We start from the raw sequence: 22,350 nt of genomic DNA, 5'->3' as shown, positions 1-22,350 counted from the left end.
GTAAAAGACCCTAAATGGGAAAGAGAAGTAAGCAACTAATTAAACAATGGGCTTTCTCTTCCCCTTAAGGAGACTTAAGGGTATTATATTCTAAATGCTGTCTAGTACTTTATTTACCCAGTTTAGCACTAATTCTTTTTCGGTGTTTGAAATTTTAGCTTCTTGATGAATTAAGGTATAAGAAGCCAAAGGCATTTCATTTTGTTCTACCTGTCTAATAAAGGATTTCAATTTGCTCTTTTTACGCCTATCTGAATAATCGCCAAATTCGCTGAAATTAAATTCTTCTTTACCATGCTCGATATGATCTTCTAAAAATAGGGCTACAGGTTGTATCTTATTGTACCACGGGTACGCTGTGTTATTGCTATGGCAATCATAACAGGAAGTCCTTAAAATATTGGCTACTTCCTTTGGAGGATCATAAGTGCTTATAAAATCTGTAATGGGTACAATATCGCTTTGGTTACGATTTGTTGGAATAAATTGAATTCCCACCAGTGCAACCAAAGCAATTATTGCTATTATTTTTAAAATTTTGATCACCTAGATCTCCTTTTGCATAGATCCACAAGTAAGCATCTTGCTTCCGTAGTAAGGGTTTTTGATTTCTTTAATTTCACTCAACCAAATAGCTCCTTTTTCGTCGTTATACATAGGGCAAAAATCTTGATATAAAGTTTTATCTGTTCCAGTAATAGCGATTAGATCTACCACATCCTTACTCAAAATCTCAAAATGCTCCCTTTGATGGTCCATTGCACTTTCTGCAATATGCTCTGCGTGTTCTATAGCATCCTCTATGATCTCATTTAGTTCTTCTTGTTCTTCTTTAGAATAGTTTTTAACATCTAAAGCTTTAAAAGCGCCCACCACTTTTTTTCCTGAAGATGCGGCTGCATTGGTATTATCTGCAACCAAGGCATTTTTTAATTCCAAATAATTTACAATGATGGCGTCTGCGGCAGCTTTATTTTGACCCATTGCCATATCATCCGATGAATTCATGGAGGAATCCTCCATCTCCATGCCATCATGTTCCATTTCCATATCGTCATGATCCATCTCCATATCATCACGGTCTTCTTCTTTTTTAGAATCACGACATGACGTTACTGTAAATGTTAGAATCGCTATAAGCAATACTCCTAAATTTGATTTTAAATTTTTCATTTCTGTTTATTTATTTTTGAATTTGTATTTAAATATTCTCGATTACCCTTTTTAATTTTTCCTTAATTTCCCCGGCAATCCCTTCAAGTTCAGTATTAGCAATGGCTTGCATTGAAGCCACGGGATTTACGGCTGCCACTTCTATTTTTCCTTTGTCCAATTCCTGCACAATAACATTACAGGGCAACATGGTGCCTACTTTGTCCTCAGCTTGTAGGGCTTTATGGGCAAAGGGAGCGTTGCAAGCTCCTAAAATCCTATAATTTCTAAAATCTACATCCAGCTTCTTTTTAAGGGTAGGTTTAATATCGATCTCGGTTAGGAGACCGAATCCTTCTTTCTCTAGTTCTTGTTTAACTATTTCAATTACATCTTCAAAACCACCTGTAACGGTTTTGTTAAAATAATAATTCATTTTTGATTTATTTAATGATCATGCTTTTTAGTATCCTTCTTGTCTTCCTTAACCTTATCCATATGCTCCTTCATTCTCTCCATCATCTTAGGGTTCTCCTTCATTTTCTCCATCATTTTTTTCATCATTTCAGGATTGTCTTCCATTTTTTTCATCATCGTATTCATCATTTCAGGATCATCTTGCATTTTATGCATCATTTCTTCCTTAGATGCCTTGTTTTCCATCATTTTCTTCATCATCATCTTTTTCATTTCCGGATTGTTTTCCATCATTTCTCCCATCTTTTGTTGCATTTTTTCCTTCATATCAGGATTCTCCTTCATCATTTGCATCATGTCCCCACTTTCCATAGCCTTCATATGTTGTTGCATTAATACCATTTGAGCTTGCTTATTACTGCTAGCAGCCTCCAGTAATTCGGAAAATTTTGCCTGATCTGCCACAATTTCCCGATACACTTCTACCCTGTTGCTATCGTTTTCTAATGTCTCAGCGGCATTAAAGCTTGATTTACAACTCACTGTTACCGTTAACAGTACTACTGCTATCACCAAAAATTTAACTAAGTTATTCATAATATTCTACTTTTATGTTAATATTTATTAATTCCTTAAAATCTTATGGAAAGTCCTCCACCGGCTCCAAAGCGGTTATCATAGCTCCCCATGAGCGAAAAGTTTTTGCTTAAAAAATATTCAACACCTGTGCTCCAAGTAACTTCTTTTTTGAAATTATCTCCTTGGGGCAGTTCATCTACCCACCCAAAATCTGCCTGGTACTCGTACATTCCGAACAATATTGTTCGCGGAAAAATACTGATCGCACGGCTCAGGCTAATCTGCGGGCGTAGCTTACTATCCATCCTCACATCCAATGTAAATAAGTAGGGCGTAAGATATCGTACCCCTGCTATTGCCGTTGTTGTTATCTCATCGAGGCTATCCTCCATTTCGTTCTCGACATTTACACCGCCAAAAACCGTCAAATAATCATAAAGGTACCTATCATAAGCAGCTTCCACTTCCATATTTTTGTTCCATCCATATTCCCCCCGGAAACTAAACTGATTTCGGATATTAGACGATATGAGGTTCAATGTGGTCATATGCGATGCCGCATCTATCATTCCATAGGAATAATACCGATCGGTCTCATCCAGAAGCTTGGAGACCGGATATTCTTCTAGCCTTGGATCCCTAGGGGTGTCATAGCTTACAATGCGTGCCATACCACTTACTAAATGGTAAAGGATATGGCAATGGAAAAACCAATCGCCGTATTCATTGCCATAGAATTCAATGGTCAACTTTTGCATTGGCGGTACATTGACCGTGTGTTTTAGAGGGGAATATTCCCCGTTTTCATTGATGACCCTAAAGAAGTGGCCGTGAAGGTGCATCGGGTGGTGCATCATAGTCAAATTGTTGAAGGTAATCCTGGTTACCTCGTCTCCCTTGATCTTTATTTTATCTGCTTCAGATAGAGGAACACCGTTCATACTCCAGATATAGCGTTGCATATTCCCGGTAAGGTTCAATAGGATTTCGGTTACGGGCACATCGGGATCATAGCTGGTCTTTTCTGCCGACTTCAGGTAGTCATAGTTGTATTGCGAAAACATATCCATTCCCTGCATGCCATCTGCTTCGTCCATTACTTCCCGTCCGGCAGTCGGGTTCGTCTTGTTCATATCCTCCATTTGAGAGGCCTCTTTCATTTTGGTATCCTTTTTCGTACCCATCACGGCCATTTTGGAACGGTCCATATGCATTGAATCCTTTTTCATATCCATTTGCATTCCGTCCATTTTATCCTTCTTCATTTCCATATCCTTACCTTTGGACTTGGCCCCATTCATCGTACCCATATCCATTTCCTTCATTCCTTCCATCTGCATATTATCGTCCATTTGCATGCCCCATTTTTTGGCCATTTTATATGGGTTTACCTTATTGGGTCTAAATTTTAATCCCGGGGCGCCCATTCTCATATCCATTTTGGACATTTGCTTCATCATCCCGATTTTATCCGGTCTGGAAACATCAGGGGCGGCAACGATAGGGCCTTGGCCTAAGTAAGCAGTTGCGGTTCCGGAGCCATCCTGGGCCATAATTTTAAATTCCAGTTTGCCGTTCTCCGGTATGGTCACGATAAAATCGTAGGTTTCCGCAACGGCAATAAAGGTTTTGTTTCTTTTAACAGGAACAACATCTTTACCATCTGCCGAGACAAGCAAAGGGTCTGGGCCGCCGAAGGCCATCCAGAACGAAGTTGATGCAGAGCCGTCAATAATGCGAAGGCGTACTTTTTCCCCAGGTTTGAATTCGGGATATTCCACATTTTCTTTTCCATTTATTAAGAAGGCCGGGTAATATATGTCCGCTATATCCGCACTTTCCATACGCTGTCTCCAAAAATCGACCTGCGCGCCCAGTGCCCCCCGGGCAATAACCTGGTTAAGCGGTGTGGCCGTCCCTTTTCTTATATTGTACCATTCGGTGCCCCGTTTTAAAAACCGCATTACATCCCGGGGCTTTTCATTGGTCCAGTCAGATAGTACCAAAACCTGCTCTTTATCATACTCCAAGGTTTTTTCTTTGGGCTGGATGACCAAAGGGCCAAAAACCCCACTTTGTTCTTGTAACATGGTATGGGAATGGTACCAATAGGTGCCGGATTGTTTTATTGCAAATTCATATTTTAGTGTTTTACCGGGTTCTATGGGCGGTGTAGAAAGGTAGGGTACCCCATCATAAAAATTGGGCAACAACAAGCCGTGCCAATGGATGGATGTCTCCACGCTCATTTCATTCTTCACATAAATTATGGCATATTCCCCATCATTAAAATCTAATGTGGGTCCGGGTATCTGACCGTTTACGGTCATACCCATAACCGGCTTGCCGGCCTTGTTGACCTGTTCTTCCCGCAAGGTCAACGTGTATTCCCGCACAGGTAAATTGTCAACGTTTCCTTCTACGGATTGTTCTGTTTGGGCAAAAGCCAATCCACCCACAGTAAGGAAGATGAATACTAAAAAGTTTTCGATGGTCATGTTTTAGTCTTTCTTTAGTTATAAGAAGACCTCACAGGTTTTGGAAACCTGTGAGGTCATTTTTCAGGTTTCTATTTGCCTTCGTTCTCCAACCTGTAAATAATCTTTTTCATTTGTGCTATTTCCCTTAACTGGGCTTCGATGATCTCTTCTGCCAATTTCTTCGTCTCTGGATCGTCTATAGCTGCACGTTTACTGGTTAAAATTGCAATAGAGTGATGGGGGATCATGGCTTTCATATACAATACATCTCCAATAATTGGGCGTTGTGCCCTTACCAAACCGAATGCGGCAACAAATAAAACAAGGCTTCCAACGTAAATTGCTATATTTTTTTTCTTGTTCTTATACATATTTAACATGAACGACAACATAATTACTGCCATTGCGGCAATGCCTAAGCAAGCCATATATAACCGGGTCATGCTAAAATAAGCATGATCCCATTCATAAGTGTTCAGGTACATGGTGATATACATGGCCACAAATGATAATCCGAGCATTAAAAGAAAAATACCGTATTTATTCCCATCCATTTTATGCTGTTTTTTTTCCTCTGAATTCATTGTTTTTTGAGTTTATGGTTAGTTAAAATAGTAGTTACTTTTTAATCGTTTTTTTTACAGAACCACAATCGGGCATTTTCTCACCGAAATATGGATTATTTATCTCTGCGATGTCTGCATACCAATAAGCCCCTTTATTATTAAAGGCCATTGGGCAGAATTTTTTATAAATAGTTCCGCCAGATAAAGCATTTTCAAACATAGGGCCTGCTTTTTCTGTAAACTTAGCAAATAATTCGCGTTGTGTTTCAATATCATCTGTAGCTGCTATTTGCTGAGATAAAGATTTCATAGTTGCCCTTTCTTGAGAAAAAGCTTCAGCCATTTCACGAGCAACATCTTTTACCGTTCCGGCGTCACCCTCTGTCAACGCCATTTTGATTTGAAGATAATTATGCCATACTTTTCCTGTCATCCCATCTACAAAATCTTGATCGGCGACATCAGGTGTCTCTTTTTCAGCTTTCTTTACTTCCTCTGGAGTATTAATTTCCACCGTTTGTTTTTTCACGTCTTCACCACATGATGTAAATGACACAGCCATTAACAAGACGACACAAAAATTTAGAGTTCTGTTTTTCATTTTTGATTAGTTTTAGTTAGAACGCTAAAATATTGTATAACTGCTATCTATGTTGTTACTATTTTGGCTAACATCTATATAATTTGGTCTAAAGAATTCCTAAAATTAGTGCTTAAACCTTTATATTCTGTTAAATTCATCCCGGTTTCACTCTTGAATTGTCTTGATAAATAATTGACATTATTATAGTCCAACAACTGACCGATCTCTGTAAAATTATATTCGTTGGCCTGAATTAATTCCTTTACCTTTTCAATTTTCAGTTTTATAAAATACTTTTCTATCGTTATATTTTCTGTTGAAGAGAAAACTTTACTGATTTTAGAATAGTCCATGTTGGTTTTTTGAACCAAGTAGTCTGAAAGTTTACCTGGCAACACCATTGGAACGACATTAAATAGGTTTATAAGTTCTATCTTGACCCTCTCAGAAATAATAGTTGCCGGGGCATCCAATAGCTCAAAACCGTTTTCATGCAATACCTTTAGGATCTTAATCTTATCCCTGTCTTCATAAGTGGTCTTAATAACTATCTTTCCAAGAACAACCTCCAGAACATCCACTTCCCCATCCAACAATTCATTTCGCAGCACTTTTATACAGCGACTACAAACCATGTTTTTTATGTAATATTCTTTTTTCATTTAACTCAGCGCCTGGTATTTAGGAAAACATCAATTTGGTTGCCTCTTTTATATAGTATTTCTTTTTTTTGTTATGCCACCAACTAGGAGGTGCTTATTTTGGACATATATTCCTAGCTACACAATAAATGCAATAAATAGCAAGGTCCAATTTTTTGCTTATTATGTTTTCTAGCCTTTTTTATTATCTTGGCATAGGTTAAAACCATTCCCGATAGTTATCGGGATACATTGTAGTTACTTTGGTTTTCATAAACTTTTAAGAGCATCTTGTCATTTCGACAGTTCCGATAGCTATCGGAAGAGGAACGAGCGACGAGAAATCTTATAATAATTTTGACTCACTCAAATAATAAAAAAGGAGGGTTATTGCCTCCCTAATTTACCATCCCTAATCCTTATCCGCTGTTCCACATTACTTACATATATCAAACCATCCCCTCTTTTTCCCGTATGGGCATGCGATTTTATAATGTTTATAATTTCATCTACCTCTTCTTTATTGCACACAATTTCTATTTTAACGACTTTATCGTGCAAAAAGGGAAATGCTAAACTGGGGAATTCTGTTTCAGGATCTGTATAATCCCCTACCCCTTCTCCTTGGAATACTGTGAAACAACAAAAATTTTCTTTTTTGAGGTTTTCAGCTACATCTATTAACCGTTTTTCCCGGATATATGCTTTAATTTCTTTCATGGGTCAAAAATTTTTAAGTGGTTTAAAATCAATCAATGAATCCAAAAAGTAAAAATGCCATGCTGACCTTCTTAGAGGATTTCAATTTATTGCTAATCAATATTTTGTAAGCTGAAGCAAGTTCAGCTTAAAGGAGATAAGACTTTTTAGACAGTTTCACTTAGCATCTGCCTTTAAAATTATTCCTTTTTATTATAGGTCTTATAATTAGACTCGGATTCAAAATAAGCTACTTCCCCTGCCTCGTTTTGGAGCACGATAAAGGCCTCGGATTTATCTACCTGTTTACCACTAAATGGATCTGTGGCCATTCTAGCTTTTTCATCACCGTTCAAAGCCCCCACACACATTTCACAGCAGCCATAATAGGTTTTTCCGTTTACAGGAACCGGTATTTGTGGCTTGCCCATATAAGCATTGTTCACCATACATACCAATTCATTGGGCAAGTGGTCCCCTACCTGATAATCGTAGGAGAGTTTTTCGGTAGACTCCTGGATTGGCTCCACCTCTTTACCTGATTCTACTTCCTTTTTTAGCTTTTGTTGTTCGCCGAAGGAGTTACATGCTCCAAAAAACCCGACTGTCAAAAAAGCCACTGCTAAAACTTTAATTATCCTTTTCATTTTTATCTTGTTTTGTGCCTGCCGTATGGGTTGAGCATGTCTAGTTATGCTCAACCCATATCATGCAGGGCTTAATTAATTAATTTTTTCTTTTATACTGCCACATTTTAACATGTTTTGGCCCAGATAAGGATTTTGGATTTCTTTTTCATTGGAAAGCCAGTAACCTCCAGTATTTTCATTGGCCATTGGACAAAATTCCAAATAAATTTCACCCATTGCAAGCGCTCCATCTTTTATCAATGTGGCCATCTCGCTACTCAATTTGGTAAAGGCCTTACGTTGATCTTCTAGGGAAACAGCAGTGGTTACTTTTTCAGCTTGCAGCTGTACTGTTTTGCTGTTTTTCACAAAACCCAGTGAGTTTTGCAATTCGGCGGAGGCTTTTGCGGCATCCTCCTTACTCGAAGCTACCAAGGCTTCTTTCAAATTAAGGTAATGGCCGTACACCGTGCCCATAACCTTATCTTTGAACATAGGTTCCTTTCCCATAGTTTCTTCCCCCTCTTCATGGCTGCCATGGTTGTGCTGTGCATAGCTTCCAAGGCTTACAAAAGCCAAGCAAAGCATTATCATTGTTTTTTTCATTTTTAATTAAATTTTAAAAGTTCAACATTTATATTAAGTTTATTCCCGTCGGGCAGAAAAACAAAGCTTAATTTTTCTACAACCTGGCATCTACACTACAGAGCTATCGGCTAGTTTTAGTTTACGGTTCTCATGGTTCAATGGAAATCCAGAATTTGTTAAAACATCTTTAAATGAATCCACATTAAAAGATAGTGTGCCATATTCTATGTATAGGTGATCATCCTCAAGGCAAAGGCTAGAAAGTCCATCCATGTTCAAAAAAGGTTTGAATTTTGAACGAAAGCCATTTTGTTCTTTTGCCGTGAGCGTCTTGTTCGTTTTCAATACTTCAAGCTTAAATAAATTTTTCATAATTATAAATTTTAAGGTTTCTTAAAACATTATTAAATTTTTGAATTAATTTTTACTGCTATTTATTCTATAGTCGATTTAACTTCCCCACAGGTAGGCATGGCCTCGCCCAAATAAGGGTTTTTGATATCTTTTGAAAGGCTTAACCACGTAGCCCCTTTATTATCATCGGCCATGGGACAAAATTGCTCATATACTTTTTGGTCTACCCCAAATAACTTTACTGCTTTTATCAAGTGGGCAGATAAATGTTTAAAGTGTTTTCTTTGCTCCCCTATTTCGGAAATTTCAGAAATGGATTTCGCCGATGCGGTAACTTCTTCCTGAATGAGCATCCAATGGTTATGGGCTTCATGGTCTTTCAACAATTTCATATCAACCTTGGACATGGTATTCAATAAACCTTTGGCAGATTTTTGGGCTTTCCCCTTATCATCACCGGCAAAGGCATCTTTTAAATCAAGATACTCCTCAAATACCAGTTTTAATTGATTTTTGAATTCCTTTGAAATGCTAATCCTTTTTCCCATTTCGGTATGGTCGGTGTTATCTTCCATTTTTGAATGGTCGGTAGCTTTATCACCTTTCCCAGCACTTGTTTTAGGGGAACCCCCTCCCATATCCATTCCGGCATGGCCGGTCATCGCAACGCCACCATCAGGGTTCATCATACTTTTTTGTCCCACTAACTGGGCAGAAGCATCTATCCTGAACACCCCATTGGTGACCACCACCTCTCCTTCTTCCAAGCCTTCTGCCACCATATAGAAATCCCCGGTGTCCGGGCCTAATGTAATTTCCCTGTACACAAAAGAAATGGTCTTTTCATGGGGCACCTGCACATATACCACAGATCTTTTACCAGTCCAGAGCACCGCAGATTTGGGAATTACAAGGGCATCTTTGACTTTATCCTTATCCAGTTGAGCTTGAATGATCCCGTTCACATACATCTCTGGCAAGAGTTTCCCGGCGGGGTTATTAACTTCTACCCTAACTTTGGCTACCCGGGTAGCTGAGGAGACAAAAGGATCTACATAGGTTACTTTTCCCTGAAATTTTTTACCGGGAATGGCCTGAATGGTAAAGTCTACAACATCCCCATTATTTATCCATGGGATATCGGCTTCATAGGCTTCAAACATTGCCCAGACGGTACTTAAATTTGCTATTTCAAACAAATTGCTCCCGGCTTTAACATAATCGCCCAGTTCCACGTTCTTGCTCATCACATATCCGGAATGGTCTGATAAAATATCGATTTGTTCCTGTACTTCCCCCGATTCTTCAATGGCATCGAGTTGGGCCTCAGACAGTTTCCACAATTTCAGTTTGTTTCGGGATGCAGTATAGAGTTGCGGGTACACCTCCCTGGACCTGATAGCCTCCAAAAGTTCTTTTTGGGCCGAAATCAGGTCTGGTGAATAAATCCGTGCTATTTTTTGCCCACTATATACTTTTTCCCCCGTGAAGTTAACATATAGACGTTCAATCCTTCCCGGGATATGGGAAACCTGGGAGAACAGTTTTCTCTCATCGGGTTTTATCCTGCCCAGCAAACGGATTTCCTTACTGGCATCGGCCTTCTGCACCACAGAGGTTTGGATATTTGCCAATTGAAGGGCCTGGGGCGACATCACAATTTCATTGGAAGCGATTTCCTCGTCCCCATTGTTAGATTCGTCCAGAGGAATAAGTTCCATGCCGCAAATTGGGCAATTTCCGGGTTCTTCCATCCGTATTTGGGGGTGCATGGCGCAGGTCCAAAGTCCTGTTTCCTCGTCCTGCACATATTCGTGCTCCCCGTCTTTATGTACAACTTCTTCTTTATCTCCCGAGAATAAAAGGCCCAGGAAAATCCCGATAACCAAAATACCGGCTGCAATGAGATAATTTTTATATTTTTTCATGATCTTGTTTTTTTTATTGTCCTATTAAATAATACATAAATGCTATGGCGGCATTCTTATCGGCCAGGGCTCGTTGATGTTCCAGTTCATACCTCAACAATTGGCGTTCTATCCTTAATACTTCCTCAAAGTCCCTTGCATTGGCAGAATAGGAGGAGATTAAAATATCCAGTACCCTTTTGGCAATATCGGCCTGTTCCTCGTTTAAATCTATACGCCTGTCGCTATCACTATATTCTTTATATATGTTCTCAAAAATAGTGCTCAAGGTATTTTTTATATCTTCTTTTCTGTTTACTTCCGCTTCCTGAAAATATTGGGCCTCTTTAACCATGGCCTTATATTTCTTACGGTATATGGGTATTGTAATACCTACTGAAGGGAACATAAAAGCGTCGTTACCATTATCGACAACTGTTGACATCGGATTTTTACCGATAATGGTATAGTCCAGCCCAACGTTAAATTTTGGCATTCCTTCTTTCCTTGCCACGACTTCTTGATTTATAAAGGCATCCAGTTTATGCTCGATACTTTTTATCTGGTGATTGGATTTATAAATTTCATCCAGCATCGCTACCTTATCAAAAGGGAGTTCCTCCTGCCAGAGCGTATCGGGAACTGCAATCTCTGCAACCCTTTCCCTGTTCAATAAATTATTGAAATTCACCCGAAAGGTGTTTCTGGTATCCACAAATAAAGCTAATTGATTTTCAAGGTCGTTCAACTCCAGTTCTACCCTCAATTCATCTACAGTAGATGCGGTTCCCGCCTCGATCTTAACCAAGGACAGCCTTTTGAACACTTCCAGTATTTCCATATTATCCATGGTTATTTCAATAGCCTTTTCAATAAAATAATAATTGAAATAAGCGGTTTTCACTTCATAGAAAATATTGGATTTAGTATTTTGAAATTGTTCAAAACGTGCCTTTGCCAAGTTTGTTGCTACATCTTCTTTAGCATCCAATAACCCAAACCATGGGAAACTTTGGGATAGCCCGAATTTATATTCTTGCGGCCCAAGCCTTGTTTCCACAGGTTGTATAAAATACCCGAAAGCGAATTGCGGATCAGGCAAAGCGCCCACCTGGGGCACTTTTTCCATCGCTGCCATGTACTCATTGAATTCCGCTTTTAAGCCGGGATTGTTTTGGGCGGCAACCTCTAAATAAGTATCCAGATTTTCCTGGCTAAAGAGGCTATAACCAAGCATCAAAAACATGCCTGTGAAAAATATTTTACGAATGTTCATTATCATCTCTTTATTTTTAAGCATTCCTCTTTTTTAATTGTCTCTTTAATTTCCCCTCTTTCCACATACTATAAAGAACGGGTACCACAAACATGGTCATTACCTGTAAAAGCATGCCCCCAAAAGAAGGGATTGCCATAGGCACCATTATATCGGCCCCTTTTCCCGTTGCGGTCAATATTGGCAATAGCGCTATTACAGCAACCGCAGCGGTCATCATGGCAGGTCTTACCCGCTTGGAACCGGCATGTAATACCGAAGTACGTATCTCTTTGATGGTTTTGGGTTTCTCCTCATCAAAAACCTGGGTCAAATAAGTTCCCATAATCACCCCATCATCGGTAGCGATACCAAAGAGGGCTATAAAACCTACCCATACAGCCACACTCAAATTTACGGTATGCAGTTGGAACAGGTCGCGCATATGGACCCCTGCAACATCAAAGTTCAGGAACCATCCTTGGCCGTATAACCAAATCATAATAAACCCACCGGCAAAGGCCACAAATATCCCACTAAAAACCATCAATGAAGGAACCATTGATTTAAACTGAAAATACAGGATCAACAGGATCACAAGCAGGGAGATAGGCACCACTATCATCAAGCGTTTTGAAGCGCGTATCTGGTTTTCATAGTTCCCGGTAAACCGGTAGGTAACCCCAGCGGGCAAATGGAACTCACCGTTATCCATTTTTTCCTTGATAAGTGCCTGGGCGTCTTCTACTACATTGGTTTCGGCATAACCATCCTTCATATCAAAAATCACATAGCCTGTTAAAAAGGTATCCTCACTTTTGATTACCTGGGGGCCACGAACGTACTCAAAGGATGCCAACTCCCCAAGCTCTACCTGTACCCCTGTGGGCGTTGGGATCAAAATCTTTTTCATATCCTCGGGGTTATCCCTGAATTCCCTGGCATAACGGACACGCACGGGAAACCGTTCCCTGCCTTCTACAGTTGTTGTTAATTTATTACCACCTATAGCTGTTGAAAGTTGCATTTGCATATCCTGGATAGTCAGGCCATAACGGGACATCGCCTGCCGGTTCAATTTGAGCTCTAAATAAGGTTTTCCAACTACCCTGTCGGCAAATACCGTTGGGGGGTTTATGCTGGGGACTTCTTTTAAAATATTTTCCAATTCAAACCCTACTTTTTCAATAATTTCCAGGTTGGGGCCAAAAACTTTTATCCCCATAGGGGCCCGCATTCCCGTAGACAACATAATCAAACGGGTTTGAATGGGTTGCAGTTTGGGGGCCGAAGTAAGCCCCGGGAATTTGGAGTGCTTCACAATTTCGTTCCAAATATCGTCGGGTTTCCTGATCTTTTCCCTCCATTGCCTGAAGTTTTTTCCGTCCTCATCAAGTGTGAGGTCTTCTTTGGTTATTTTACGGAATTCATCTTTGCCATATTTATAGGTGGAACCGTCTTTTAAAACAAACGCCCCATCGTCATTTATTTTAAACCTTTCCCTGTGCCCATCTTCATCTAAAATATATTCGGGAACATAATTTATGGTATTCTCATACATTGATATCGGTGCAGGATCCAGGGCCGAATTTACACGTCCCCATTTCCCAACAGAGGATTTTACTTCGGGAATAGTCATTAAATGTCTATCTACACTTGCAATAGTTTCGGTGTTTTCAGAAACACTGGAATGCGGCATAGTGGTGGGCATTAACAAAAAGGAGCCTTCGTTAAGCGCAGGCATAAACTCCTTGCCTATTCCCGGAAACGTTTCTTCCATGCTTTCCCAGGCCACATTGTTTTTAGCGACATCGGGAATAAAGCCAAAGACTTTGCCAAAGCCCATCCAAATGATCACCCCAAAAATAACGGCCAAGATGGGCAATGTTAAAAATTTCCATTTATTGACCAAGCACCAGGCCAGAATTGGTTCATAAAAATGCACTATCGTCATTAAAATCCCCAAAATCACACCTATTATTACAATAATAAATATAAAATTGGCAAATACAGAGTTGATAGCTCCCAAAGGCATCCATTCAATGGTCAAAAAATAGATTACCACCAATATGGTTATTGCTATATTGATGTAGTTGGCCAAGGTTTCTGAATATGGTAAATTTACCCTGCCCTTAAACCCGCTCCAACGGGGGCTCTGGGTAAGCAAGTTATTGATCCCAATAGCAATCAAGGCCAGTGCAAGTAAGCTTCCGTAAGCGAAAAGGAACACGATCCCAAACCCAATTAAAATGGCATTGAATATCCTACTGGTCCTTTTTTTATCGAACCTCACAGAGAACAGCACCTGTGCAATGGCCGGAATAAAAATAATACCTATAAGAAGGGAAGAGACCAAGGCGAATGTTTTGGTAAAAGCCAGGGGCCTGAAGAGTTTTCCTTCTTGCGCCTGCATCGCAAAAACAGGCAGGAAACTCACAATAGTGGTGGCCAGGGCCGTCATAATGGCCGAAGCGACTTCAACCGTGGCGATATAAATGACCTGTACCAGCCTTTTGCCCCTCGCCCCCTCATTTTCCGGCATTTCCAGGTGCCGTATAATATTTTCGGTAAAGACGATCCCCACATCAACCATTACTCCAATAGCAATGGCGATACCCGAAAGGGCCACAATGTTGGCTTCTACATTAAAATATTTCATCAATATAAAGGTCATCAACACACCTACGGGCAAGAGGGTAGAGATCAATATGGAAGCCCTGAGGTTTAACACCAGCACAATAACTACCAGTATACTAATTAAGACTTCATGGGAAAGGGCTGCCTCTAAAGTACCCAGTGTTTCCTGGATCAATCCTGAACGGTCATAAAATGGAACTATGGTCACCTTAGAAACAGTACCATCGGCCAGGGTCTTAGAAGGCAGGCCCGGGGCAACTTCTTCAATTTTATCTTTCAGGTTTTGGATCACCGCCTGGGGGTTGGCCCCATACCGGGCAACAACTACCCCTCCAACAGCTTCTACCCCGCCTTTATCGAGGCCTCCCCTTCGGGTCGCGGGACCAAATTGTACTTTGGCCACATCTTTTATACGTATGGGGACATTGTTGTTTACGGTAACAACACTTTCTTCAAGATCTTCTAAAGTCTTAATATATCCCAAGCCCCTTACTAGATATTCCGCCTTGTTAATTTCCAAAGTTTGGGCACCAATATCCTGGTTGCTGTTTTTTACCGCATTCATGATCATTTTCACATCTGCGTTATTGGCCTTCATGGCATCCGGATCAATCTCAATCTGGTACTCTTTAAGGAAACCTCCAATTGAGGCAACCTCGGCGACCCCACTTGAAGCGGTCAAATAATAACGCACATAAAAATCCTGGATGGTCCTGAGCTCATGCGGGTCCCAGCCGCCGGTGGGTTCCCCGGTTTTGGGGTCCCTGCCCTCCAGGGTATACCAATACACCTGCCCCAATGCCGTTGCATCGGGCCCCAGGGCCGGAGTTACCGCATCAGGCACGGTTCCGGGAGGTAAGGAATTTAACTTTTCCAGGATACGAGTCCGGCTCCAATAGAATTCGACATCTTCTTCAAAAATAATATAAATACTGGATAGCCCGAATATGGAATTGCTTCGTATGGTTTTTACCCCGGGAATCCCTAATAAAGCAGTGGTTAGCGGATAGGTGATTTGATCCTCAATATCCTGGGGTGATTGCCCCATCCATTCGGTAAAAACAATTTGCTGGTTTTCACCAATATCGGGGATCGCATCAACCGGGACCGGGTTGCGTTCAATAAGGGAGGTGTCCCAGTTAAATGGGGCGGTCACTATTCCACCCACTATAAAAGTAAAGAGTATAATAAAGGTTATCAACTTGTTTTCAAGAAAATAACGGATAATATTATTGAGCATAATATATTTGATTTTTAATAATTTGTACTATAGATTTTTCTAAGTTATTTATTTGAAAAATCCACAAAAGAATACTCCCACGGGGGATAAGAAATGACCCAGCAATCTTAAGACGTGGAGCTACTAATCAAAAATCATAAAATCAAATAAGGAAAGTCTGGTCTAAAAGCTGAATATCCAAGACCAATACAGGAGGGGAGTAATTACGAAAAGGGATTACATTTTCTTGCAAGCCTTCAAAAAGGTTGAGGTAAGTGTAAATGAATGACGCAGCAAAAATTTGCTTGCTGGCATTCGAATTTTGGAATGCGGTCTTTAAATCGTCCTGACCGTCCAACACTAATTGTGAGTCGATGCAGCAATTGGTGGAAAGTGTACTACAATCGTCTGTCGAGGATGGGTTTTGAATAGCCATCCCACAAGCATCTGTATGTTCAAAAACGGAAAAGGCAACTAAATCCCCCCCGCAAAAGTGTTTATCGATGGTAAATGAAAAAGTGGACACCAACACTAAAAGCGCTAGCACCAAAGAAGAAAATTTTTGAATACCCTTTTTCATTACAGGCAAATATAAACAATAATTGTTAAATACAATATAGAAACCTCTACATAAGAAATTTCTAATTAAATCCACACAAATATAGCGCATAATCTACCCAAAAAATTTCAATTTTGTTGAATTAACTTTTGAATTTATGGGCATTCTTGCGCCTATAATAATAGAAAGCCGGCATAAGAACAAGCACCAAAATGGGATGGATCAAAAACCTACGGACATAGAAAAGTGCTAAAAAGTGCTGGTTTTCTATTTCAAAAATCAAAAACACAAAGGCCAAAAACCATGTTACAAAGAAGATCGAAAACAGGTATACCGAAAATTCAAATATGTTTTTATCGAAAAAAGTAACATAAAGTATTCCCAACGATAGGGTGGAATTGAGTGCGTACCTTAAAAGGACATTAAAAAACAACCTGCCGGTTTCAAAATTTGGAACAGTGTGGCGAAGGTAGTCTGCTTCGTAAAATTTAATTAACGGGTCGTAAAATAGTTCATTTTCAAAATAGCGCACCAGCGCTAGCAGGATCACGAAAAACGAAATCAATAGAACCTTAAACCGCTTTTTCATCTACTATATTTTTAGAAAACAACCGAACCCAAAAAACCCACAAAATAAAAACCGTTCCATAAATTATAAGCGGAAAAACAATCGTGTGCAAGAACGATGTATATTGTGGATATTCGTAAATACCTATAGCCAAAATAACAATTCTTAAAATATTTGCGATATAAATAAGTACCGCTCCAGCAAAAATAAAGAGAAAAGTTACTTTAAACTTGGCAAAAAAAGAAAGTATGAAAGAAGTAAATAAAATGATGATACTTATAGAATTACAACCTTCTATAATTCTGGCAAGAAATACTTTGTTAACATATAATTTCAGGGACGGTTCATTTGGATGTATCATTATTTTTGAAGAATATCCAAAGAATTCTATCACTGCTTCGCTTTGCAAAGCCACTAAATGAGTGAAAAAATCGGGATAATAATTAGAGTTTTCAGAAACACTGAGATACCAACTATATAAAATCGAGAATATAAAATAACTCCCCATGAAAATAAGGATAAATTGTAATACCGATCTATATTTTCGAAATAATTGAAACAATTACAATCTTGATTTTAACAAATTTATAGAAAATACTACCGTGAGCATCCTAATACTTTTTAATACTTTTGAACAAAAATCAGCATCATGCCTTTTAAAAAATTAAAACCTCAGGTACTTTCCATTATAGAATCCAAAAATCTTTCTATAGATCATAGACTAACAGCAGTTTGTGAATTACTGGAGAAAAATATTCCCTACTACGATTGGGTAGGCTTCTATTTTAAAAATGGCAATAAGAACGAGCTCAAATTAAGAGCCTTTGCTGGAGAACCCACAGATCACATAATTATTCCATTCGGAAAAGGTATTTGTGGACAAGTAGCCGTTACAAACAAGAATTTTGTAGTGCCAGATGTAAAAGCACAGGACAACTATATTGCCTGCAGTATGTATGTGAAAGCTGAGATCGTTGTGCCTTTATTCGTAAATGGAGAAAATATTGGGCAAATAGATATAGATTCCCATACCGCAGATCCATTTTCCAGAGAAGACGAGTTGTTCTTGGAGTTTATCAACGAAGAAATCGCGAAAATTTTAGATTCAGAATTTTAAATTCAAGGTTCGGAATTCAAAATTCGGAATTTAAGGTTCAAGTTTTATTGTTTGTTTTTTGTTTTTTGTTTTTTGTTGTTTATAATTGTTGTCCGGTAAAAAAATTTAGTACTTCCGTTAGGATATAAATAATGGGAATTTCCACTGATTTTGAGATTAAGGAGCTTGCTATAGGAGTAAAGAAATATTTTTTCTTTTTGAAAAATTAATACAAATTATAACATTCATTTTCAATTAGTTAAGATCAAGTCTAACGTCTCAAATCTATCAGCAAAGCGGTTTTATATCTTTTGCCGGACGGCAATGATTGTTTATTGTGAAGTATTCAATTTTGAATCCTGAACTCGGAATTTTAAATCCTGAATCCGAAACCCGGAATTCTGAATTCTGAATTTTAAACCTTGAATTAAAAACTATATCCCAGTCCTAATCGCTTCCACAGGATCCAGCTTGGAAGCTGCGATTGCAGGTATTATCCCAGAAATCAATCCAATAATTGCAGATACCATGGTGCCTATGAACATATTCCATGGAGAGAGTACAAATTCGAAGTCCCCGGTGAATTGGGAAGCTATGAGCGAGACTATCCAAACCAGAAATAATCCAATTAACCCACCAATTATCGCTAAAATAACTGCTTCGAACAAAAACTGAAACAAGATAAACCTATTCTTGGCCCCCAAGGATTTTTGGATTCCTATTAAATTTGTTCTTTCCTTTACACTTACAAACATGATGTTTGCAATTCCGAAGCCTCCTACCAATAGCGAGAATCCACTTATAACAAGCCCCATTAAATTTAGTTGACCCGTAATATTATCTATAAGATCTGCAAAGCCTTGCAGCTGATTCACAAAGAAGTTACTTACCTCATCTGGCTTCAAAGCCCTATAATTACGAAGTTTTTGGGTTAACACCGCGATAAATTCAGCATTGTCCACCCCTTCCTCGGGTTTTATAATAATTTGAGGGAAAGCAGCTTTATTATTATCCCCATAAATGCGTCTAATTACATTTACAGGTAGGAAAGCCGCAGTATCCTTAGAACCCCCAAACAATCCTGCTCCTTCTTTCTTAAGTACACCTATTACAGTAAACCGTCGGCCATACATTCTAATTTGTTTCCCTAAAGGATCACTTTCTCCAAATAGATTCTGCGCAATCTCATGACCCAAAATAATTACATGCGTTCCACTTACAGATTCTGCCTCGTTAAAAAACCTTCCTTGGGCAAGTTGTAGCGCTTCAATTTGATAATAATTATGGGTAACCGCACCAATTTCTACTTGCGAGACGGTTTTTTCTTCAAATTTTATAATCTCCCTCCCAACATTCAATGCATAATCCATAGCTTCTACATCTGGAAGGCTTTTTTCCAAGTATTGGTATTCATCATAAGAAACATCTGGAAATTGTTCTCTTTTCCATCTTGGAATATCTGAGGGGCCAAATTTAAAGCGCATTACAATTATGGTGCTGTTATCCAGGGAACTTAAATTTCCTTTTATTTCTCTTTGCAAGGAATCTACCGCAGCCAATACTGCAATTATGGAGAAGATACCAATGGTTACTCCTAATAACGAAAGAAAGGTTCGTAATTTATTGTTTCTTAATGCACTTACTGCAAAATTGAAACTTTCTTTTAATAACCTTACATATATAAGCATAGAAAAAACAGGTGTTTTTGCATAGAATAAAGATAAGACGTCCACAGCATAATTTTGTTACATTTATTTTAAGAAATAAAAGCGAAGAACTTTAGAAATCTTAGCGATTTAATTACTTTTGCAAGCTTAACAAACACAACACAATGAGCAACTTAAAAACGGCGAAATCTGCTTTAATTTCGGTATTCAGTAAAGATGGTTTAGCACCCATAGTTCAAAAAATGGATGAACTGGGAATCACTATTTATTCTACTGGTGGCACCGAAAAATTCATTAAAGATCTTGGAATCGCTGTTATTCCTGTAGAAGATCTAACTTCTTATCCTTCAATTTTAGGGGGCCGGGTTAAAACTTTGCACCCTAAAGTCTTTGGCGGAATCCTTAACAGACAGGATAATGAAAGTGATGTTGCAGAGATGAAGGAGTATGACATTCCGCAGTTGGACATTGTGATTGTAGACCTTTATCCTTTTGAAAAAACCGTAGCTTCGGGAGCATCGGAAGCAGCTATTATTGAAAAGATCGATATTGGGGGGATTTCCCTGATACGTGCGGCGGCCAAAAACTTTAAAGATGTGCTTTGTGTTTCTTCTGTAGACGATTATTCAGAATTTTTAGAGCTTTTATCCAAAAATAACGGAACTACTTCCGTGGAAGACAGGAAGAAATTCGCTGGAAAGTCTTTTCAGGTTTCTTCTCATTATGATACTGCTATTTTCAACTTCTTTAATTCTGAAGACAGCACCTTCAAACAAAGTTTCAATAAAGGAAAAGAGTTGAGATATGGGGAGAACCCACATCAAAAAGGCACATTTTTCGGGGATTTTGAAGCGATTTTCGATCAGTTGCACGGAAAGGAACTTTCTTACAATAATTTGCTGGATGTAGATGCAGCCGTAAATTTAATGAACGAATTCAAGAACGAGGATCCAACTTTTGCTGTTTTAAAGCATAACAATGCCTGTGGATTGGCACAAAGAGATACTATTTTACAAGCTTACAAAGATGCTCTAGCAGGAGATCCTGTTTCAGCATTTGGTGGGGTTTTAATTAGCAATACCGAAATTGATAAGGCAACTGCTGAAGAAATTCATAAGTTGTTTTGTGAAGTGGTGATCGCTCCTTCTTTTTCTTCAGAAGCGCTTGAAGCTTTAAAAGGAAAGAAGAACAGGATTATACTTGTTCAGAAAGAACAGGAACTGCCTCAAAAACTAGTGAGAACTTGTTTAAATGGGGTTTTGGTTCAAGATAAAGATTTTAAAACAGACTCTGAAGCCGATTTAACGGATGCTACAAACAATAAACCCACTTCCAACGAGTTAAAGGATTTGATTTTTGCATCCAAAATTTGCAAACACACCAAATCCAACACCATCGTTTTAGCAAAAAACAAACAATTGTTAGCTAGTGGGACTGGGCAAACTTCCAGGGTAGATGCGCTTACACACAGTATAGCAAAAGCAAAGTCGTTTAATTTCGATCTTAATGGGGCGGTGATGGCAAGTGATGCATTTTTTCCATTTCCAGATTGTGTAGAGATTGCAGATAAAGCCGGAATTACAGCAGTGATTCAGCCTGGAGGATCAATCAAAGATCAATTGAGCATAGATTATTGCAACCAACATAACATGGCAATGGTAATGACTGGTACCCGCCATTTTAAACATTAATTTCATTACATTTACCTAACCTCAAAAAAAAAATATGGGATTTTTCGATTTTCTCATTGAAGAAATAGCAATAGATTTAGGAACCGCCAACACATTGGTAATCCACAACGATAAAGTAGTAGTAGATAGTCCATCTATTGTAGCCAGGGACAGGACCACCGGTAAAATTATCGCCGTTGGGAAAGAAGCTGCGATGATGCAAGGGAAAACCCATGAGAACATTAAAACCATTCGGCCTTTAAAGGATGGTGTAATTGCAGATTTTGATGCCAGTGAGAAAATGATAAGCATGTTTATCAAGGAAATTCCTGCATTAAAGAAAAAAATGTTTACTCCAGCTTTAAGAATGGTTATTTGTATCCCTTCTGGAATTACAGAAGTAGAAATGAGAGCGGTAAAAGAAAGTGCAGAGCGGGTTAATGGAAAAGAGGTGTATCTTATTCACGAACCAATGGCAGCAGCAATTGGTATTGGTATAGACATCATGCAGCCAAAAGGAAACATGATCGTCGATATAGGAGGTGGTACTACAGAAATTGCCGTGATTGCTCTTGGAGGAATTGTTTGCGATAAGTCTGTGAAAATTGCAGGGGATGTTTTTACCAATGATATTGTGTATTACATGCGTACCCAGCATAACTTATATGTTGGAGAGCGTACTGCTGAAAAAATAAAAATTCAAATAGGTGCTGCTACCGAAGATCTTGAAGTTCCGCCAGAGGAAATGAGCGTTCAGGGTAGGGATTTACTTACTGGGAAACCGAAACAGGTTCAAATATCTTACAGAGAAATCGCGAAGGCATTGGATAAATCTATTTTAAGGATAGAAGATGCCGTGATGGAAACGTTATCCCAAACCCCCCCAGAATTAGCTGCCGATATTTACAATACCGGGATCTATCTTGCAGGTGGAGGTTCTATGCTAAGAGGCCTAGACAAACGTTTATCCTTAAAAACAGATCTCCCGGTATACATTGCAGAAGACCCATTAAGAGCCGTTGTTCGAGGAACCGGAATATGCCTTAAAAACCTTGCCCGTTACAAAGGAATATTGATAAAGTAG

General features: G+C 39.0%; 22 protein-coding genes. 3 read left to right on the top strand and 19 right to left on the bottom strand.

Translation table 11 applies throughout. The features are described 5' to 3' along the window. Positions 1-90: 90 nt before the first annotated feature. From JM83_RS08915 to xrtF, 18 genes are all read right to left on the bottom strand, one after another. The gene (locus JM83_RS08915) at positions 91-543 is read right to left on the bottom strand and encodes a heme-binding domain-containing protein (RefSeq protein ID WP_144963717.1); all 453 of its coding nucleotides are present in this window, start codon (positions 541-543) and stop codon (positions 91-93) included. Positions 544-546: 3 nt separating this feature from the next. Further along, positions 547-1,173, bottom strand: a complete 627-nt coding sequence (locus tag JM83_RS08910; RefSeq protein ID WP_144961363.1) for a DUF3347 domain-containing protein — start codon at positions 1,171-1,173, stop codon at positions 547-549. A gap of 28 nt (positions 1,174-1,201) precedes the next feature. After that, positions 1,202-1,588, bottom strand: a complete 387-nt coding sequence (locus tag JM83_RS08905) for a DUF302 domain-containing protein (RefSeq protein ID WP_144961361.1) — start codon at positions 1,586-1,588, stop codon at positions 1,202-1,204. Between the two features lie 11 nt (positions 1,589-1,599). Beyond that, on the bottom strand, positions 1,600-2,166 hold the full coding sequence (locus JM83_RS08900) for a hypothetical protein (RefSeq protein WP_144961359.1): 567 nt from the start codon (positions 2,164-2,166) through the stop codon (positions 1,600-1,602). A gap of 35 nt (positions 2,167-2,201) precedes the next feature. Beyond that, positions 2,202-4,646, bottom strand: coding sequence for a multicopper oxidase domain-containing protein (locus JM83_RS08895; protein WP_144961356.1), 2,445 nt, complete (start codon positions 4,644-4,646; stop codon positions 2,202-2,204). Between the two features lie 71 nt (positions 4,647-4,717). Beyond that, entirely contained in the window at positions 4,718-5,212 is a 495-nt protein-coding gene (locus tag JM83_RS08890; protein WP_144961353.1) for a DUF305 domain-containing protein, read from the bottom strand. A gap of 34 nt (positions 5,213-5,246) precedes the next feature. Then, the gene (locus JM83_RS08885) at positions 5,247-5,795 is read right to left on the bottom strand and encodes a DUF3347 domain-containing protein (RefSeq protein ID WP_144961350.1); all 549 of its coding nucleotides are present in this window, start codon (positions 5,793-5,795) and stop codon (positions 5,247-5,249) included. A 74-nt stretch (positions 5,796-5,869) separates the two neighbouring features. Then, positions 5,870-6,439 carry a helix-turn-helix domain-containing protein gene (locus JM83_RS08880; protein WP_144961347.1) on the bottom strand — a complete coding sequence of 190 codons (570 nt, stop codon included), beginning with the start codon at positions 6,437-6,439 and terminating at the stop codon, positions 5,870-5,872. A 366-nt stretch (positions 6,440-6,805) separates the two neighbouring features. Continuing rightward, on the bottom strand, positions 6,806-7,138 hold the full coding sequence (locus tag JM83_RS08875) for a P-II family nitrogen regulator (protein WP_144961344.1): 333 nt from the start codon (positions 7,136-7,138) through the stop codon (positions 6,806-6,808). Positions 7,139-7,317: 179 nt separating this feature from the next. Then, positions 7,318-7,764 carry a hypothetical protein gene (locus JM83_RS08870; RefSeq protein WP_144961341.1) on the bottom strand — a complete coding sequence of 149 codons (447 nt, stop codon included), beginning with the start codon at positions 7,762-7,764 and terminating at the stop codon, positions 7,318-7,320. A gap of 75 nt (positions 7,765-7,839) precedes the next feature. Further along, on the bottom strand, positions 7,840-8,352 hold the full coding sequence (locus JM83_RS08865; protein WP_186434975.1) for a DUF3347 domain-containing protein: 513 nt from the start codon (positions 8,350-8,352) through the stop codon (positions 7,840-7,842). Between the two features lie 90 nt (positions 8,353-8,442). After that, the gene (locus tag JM83_RS08860) at positions 8,443-8,706 is read right to left on the bottom strand and encodes a hypothetical protein (protein ID WP_144961339.1); all 264 of its coding nucleotides are present in this window, start codon (positions 8,704-8,706) and stop codon (positions 8,443-8,445) included. A 62-nt stretch (positions 8,707-8,768) separates the two neighbouring features. After that, entirely contained in the window at positions 8,769-10,616 is a 1,848-nt protein-coding gene (locus JM83_RS08855) for an efflux RND transporter periplasmic adaptor subunit (RefSeq protein WP_144961336.1), read from the bottom strand. A 13-nt stretch (positions 10,617-10,629) separates the two neighbouring features. Then, a complete protein-coding gene (locus tag JM83_RS08850) occupies positions 10,630-11,895 on the bottom strand; it encodes a TolC family protein (protein WP_144961333.1) in 1,266 nt (421 codons plus the stop codon). Further along, positions 11,888-15,727, bottom strand: a complete 3,840-nt coding sequence (locus JM83_RS08845) for an efflux RND transporter permease subunit (protein ID WP_144961330.1) — start codon at positions 15,725-15,727, stop codon at positions 11,888-11,890. The genes JM83_RS08850 and JM83_RS08845 overlap by 8 nt, the downstream gene beginning before the upstream one ends. Before the next feature lie 142 nt (positions 15,728-15,869). Next, entirely contained in the window at positions 15,870-16,286 is a 417-nt protein-coding gene (locus JM83_RS08840) for an HYC_CC_PP family protein (protein ID WP_144961328.1), read from the bottom strand. Between the two features lie 121 nt (positions 16,287-16,407). Next, entirely contained in the window at positions 16,408-16,854 is a 447-nt protein-coding gene (locus JM83_RS08835; RefSeq protein WP_144961325.1) for an exosortase F system-associated membrane protein, read from the bottom strand. Next, positions 16,838-17,395, bottom strand: coding sequence for an exosortase family protein XrtF (xrtF, locus tag JM83_RS08830; RefSeq protein ID WP_144961322.1), 558 nt, complete (start codon positions 17,393-17,395; stop codon positions 16,838-16,840). Before xrtF ends, JM83_RS08835 begins: the two co-directional genes overlap by 17 nt. A gap of 87 nt (positions 17,396-17,482) precedes the next feature. Between xrtF and JM83_RS08825 the strand changes: the two genes are divergently transcribed. Continuing rightward, positions 17,483-17,950: a GAF domain-containing protein gene (locus JM83_RS08825; RefSeq protein WP_144961319.1), complete on the top strand. Its 468-nt coding sequence runs from the start codon at positions 17,483-17,485 to the stop codon at positions 17,948-17,950. Positions 17,951-18,363: 413 nt separating this feature from the next. Here the strand turns inward: JM83_RS08825 and JM83_RS08820 are convergent, their stop codons facing one another. After that, positions 18,364-19,617 carry an ABC transporter permease gene (locus JM83_RS08820; RefSeq protein WP_144961316.1) on the bottom strand — a complete coding sequence of 418 codons (1,254 nt, stop codon included), beginning with the start codon at positions 19,615-19,617 and terminating at the stop codon, positions 18,364-18,366. A gap of 143 nt (positions 19,618-19,760) precedes the next feature. On the opposite strand from JM83_RS08820, the gene purH reads away from it, so the two are divergent. Both purH and JM83_RS08810 read left to right on the top strand, forming a co-directional pair. Further along, positions 19,761-21,287 (top strand): bifunctional phosphoribosylaminoimidazolecarboxamide formyltransferase/IMP cyclohydrolase, encoded by a 1,527-nt coding sequence (purH, locus tag JM83_RS08815; RefSeq protein ID WP_144961314.1) that lies wholly within the window; start codon positions 19,761-19,763, stop codon positions 21,285-21,287. Positions 21,288-21,321: 34 nt separating this feature from the next. After that, positions 21,322-22,350, top strand: a complete 1,029-nt coding sequence (locus tag JM83_RS08810) for a rod shape-determining protein (RefSeq protein WP_144961311.1) — start codon at positions 21,322-21,324, stop codon at positions 22,348-22,350.

The organism is Gillisia sp. Hel_I_86 (assembly GCF_007827275.1).
Taxonomy (GTDB): domain Bacteria; phylum Bacteroidota; class Bacteroidia; order Flavobacteriales; family Flavobacteriaceae; genus Gillisia.
The sequence above is the reverse complement of the archived record's forward strand: the minus strand, read 5'-3'. Positions and strand labels throughout refer to the sequence as shown.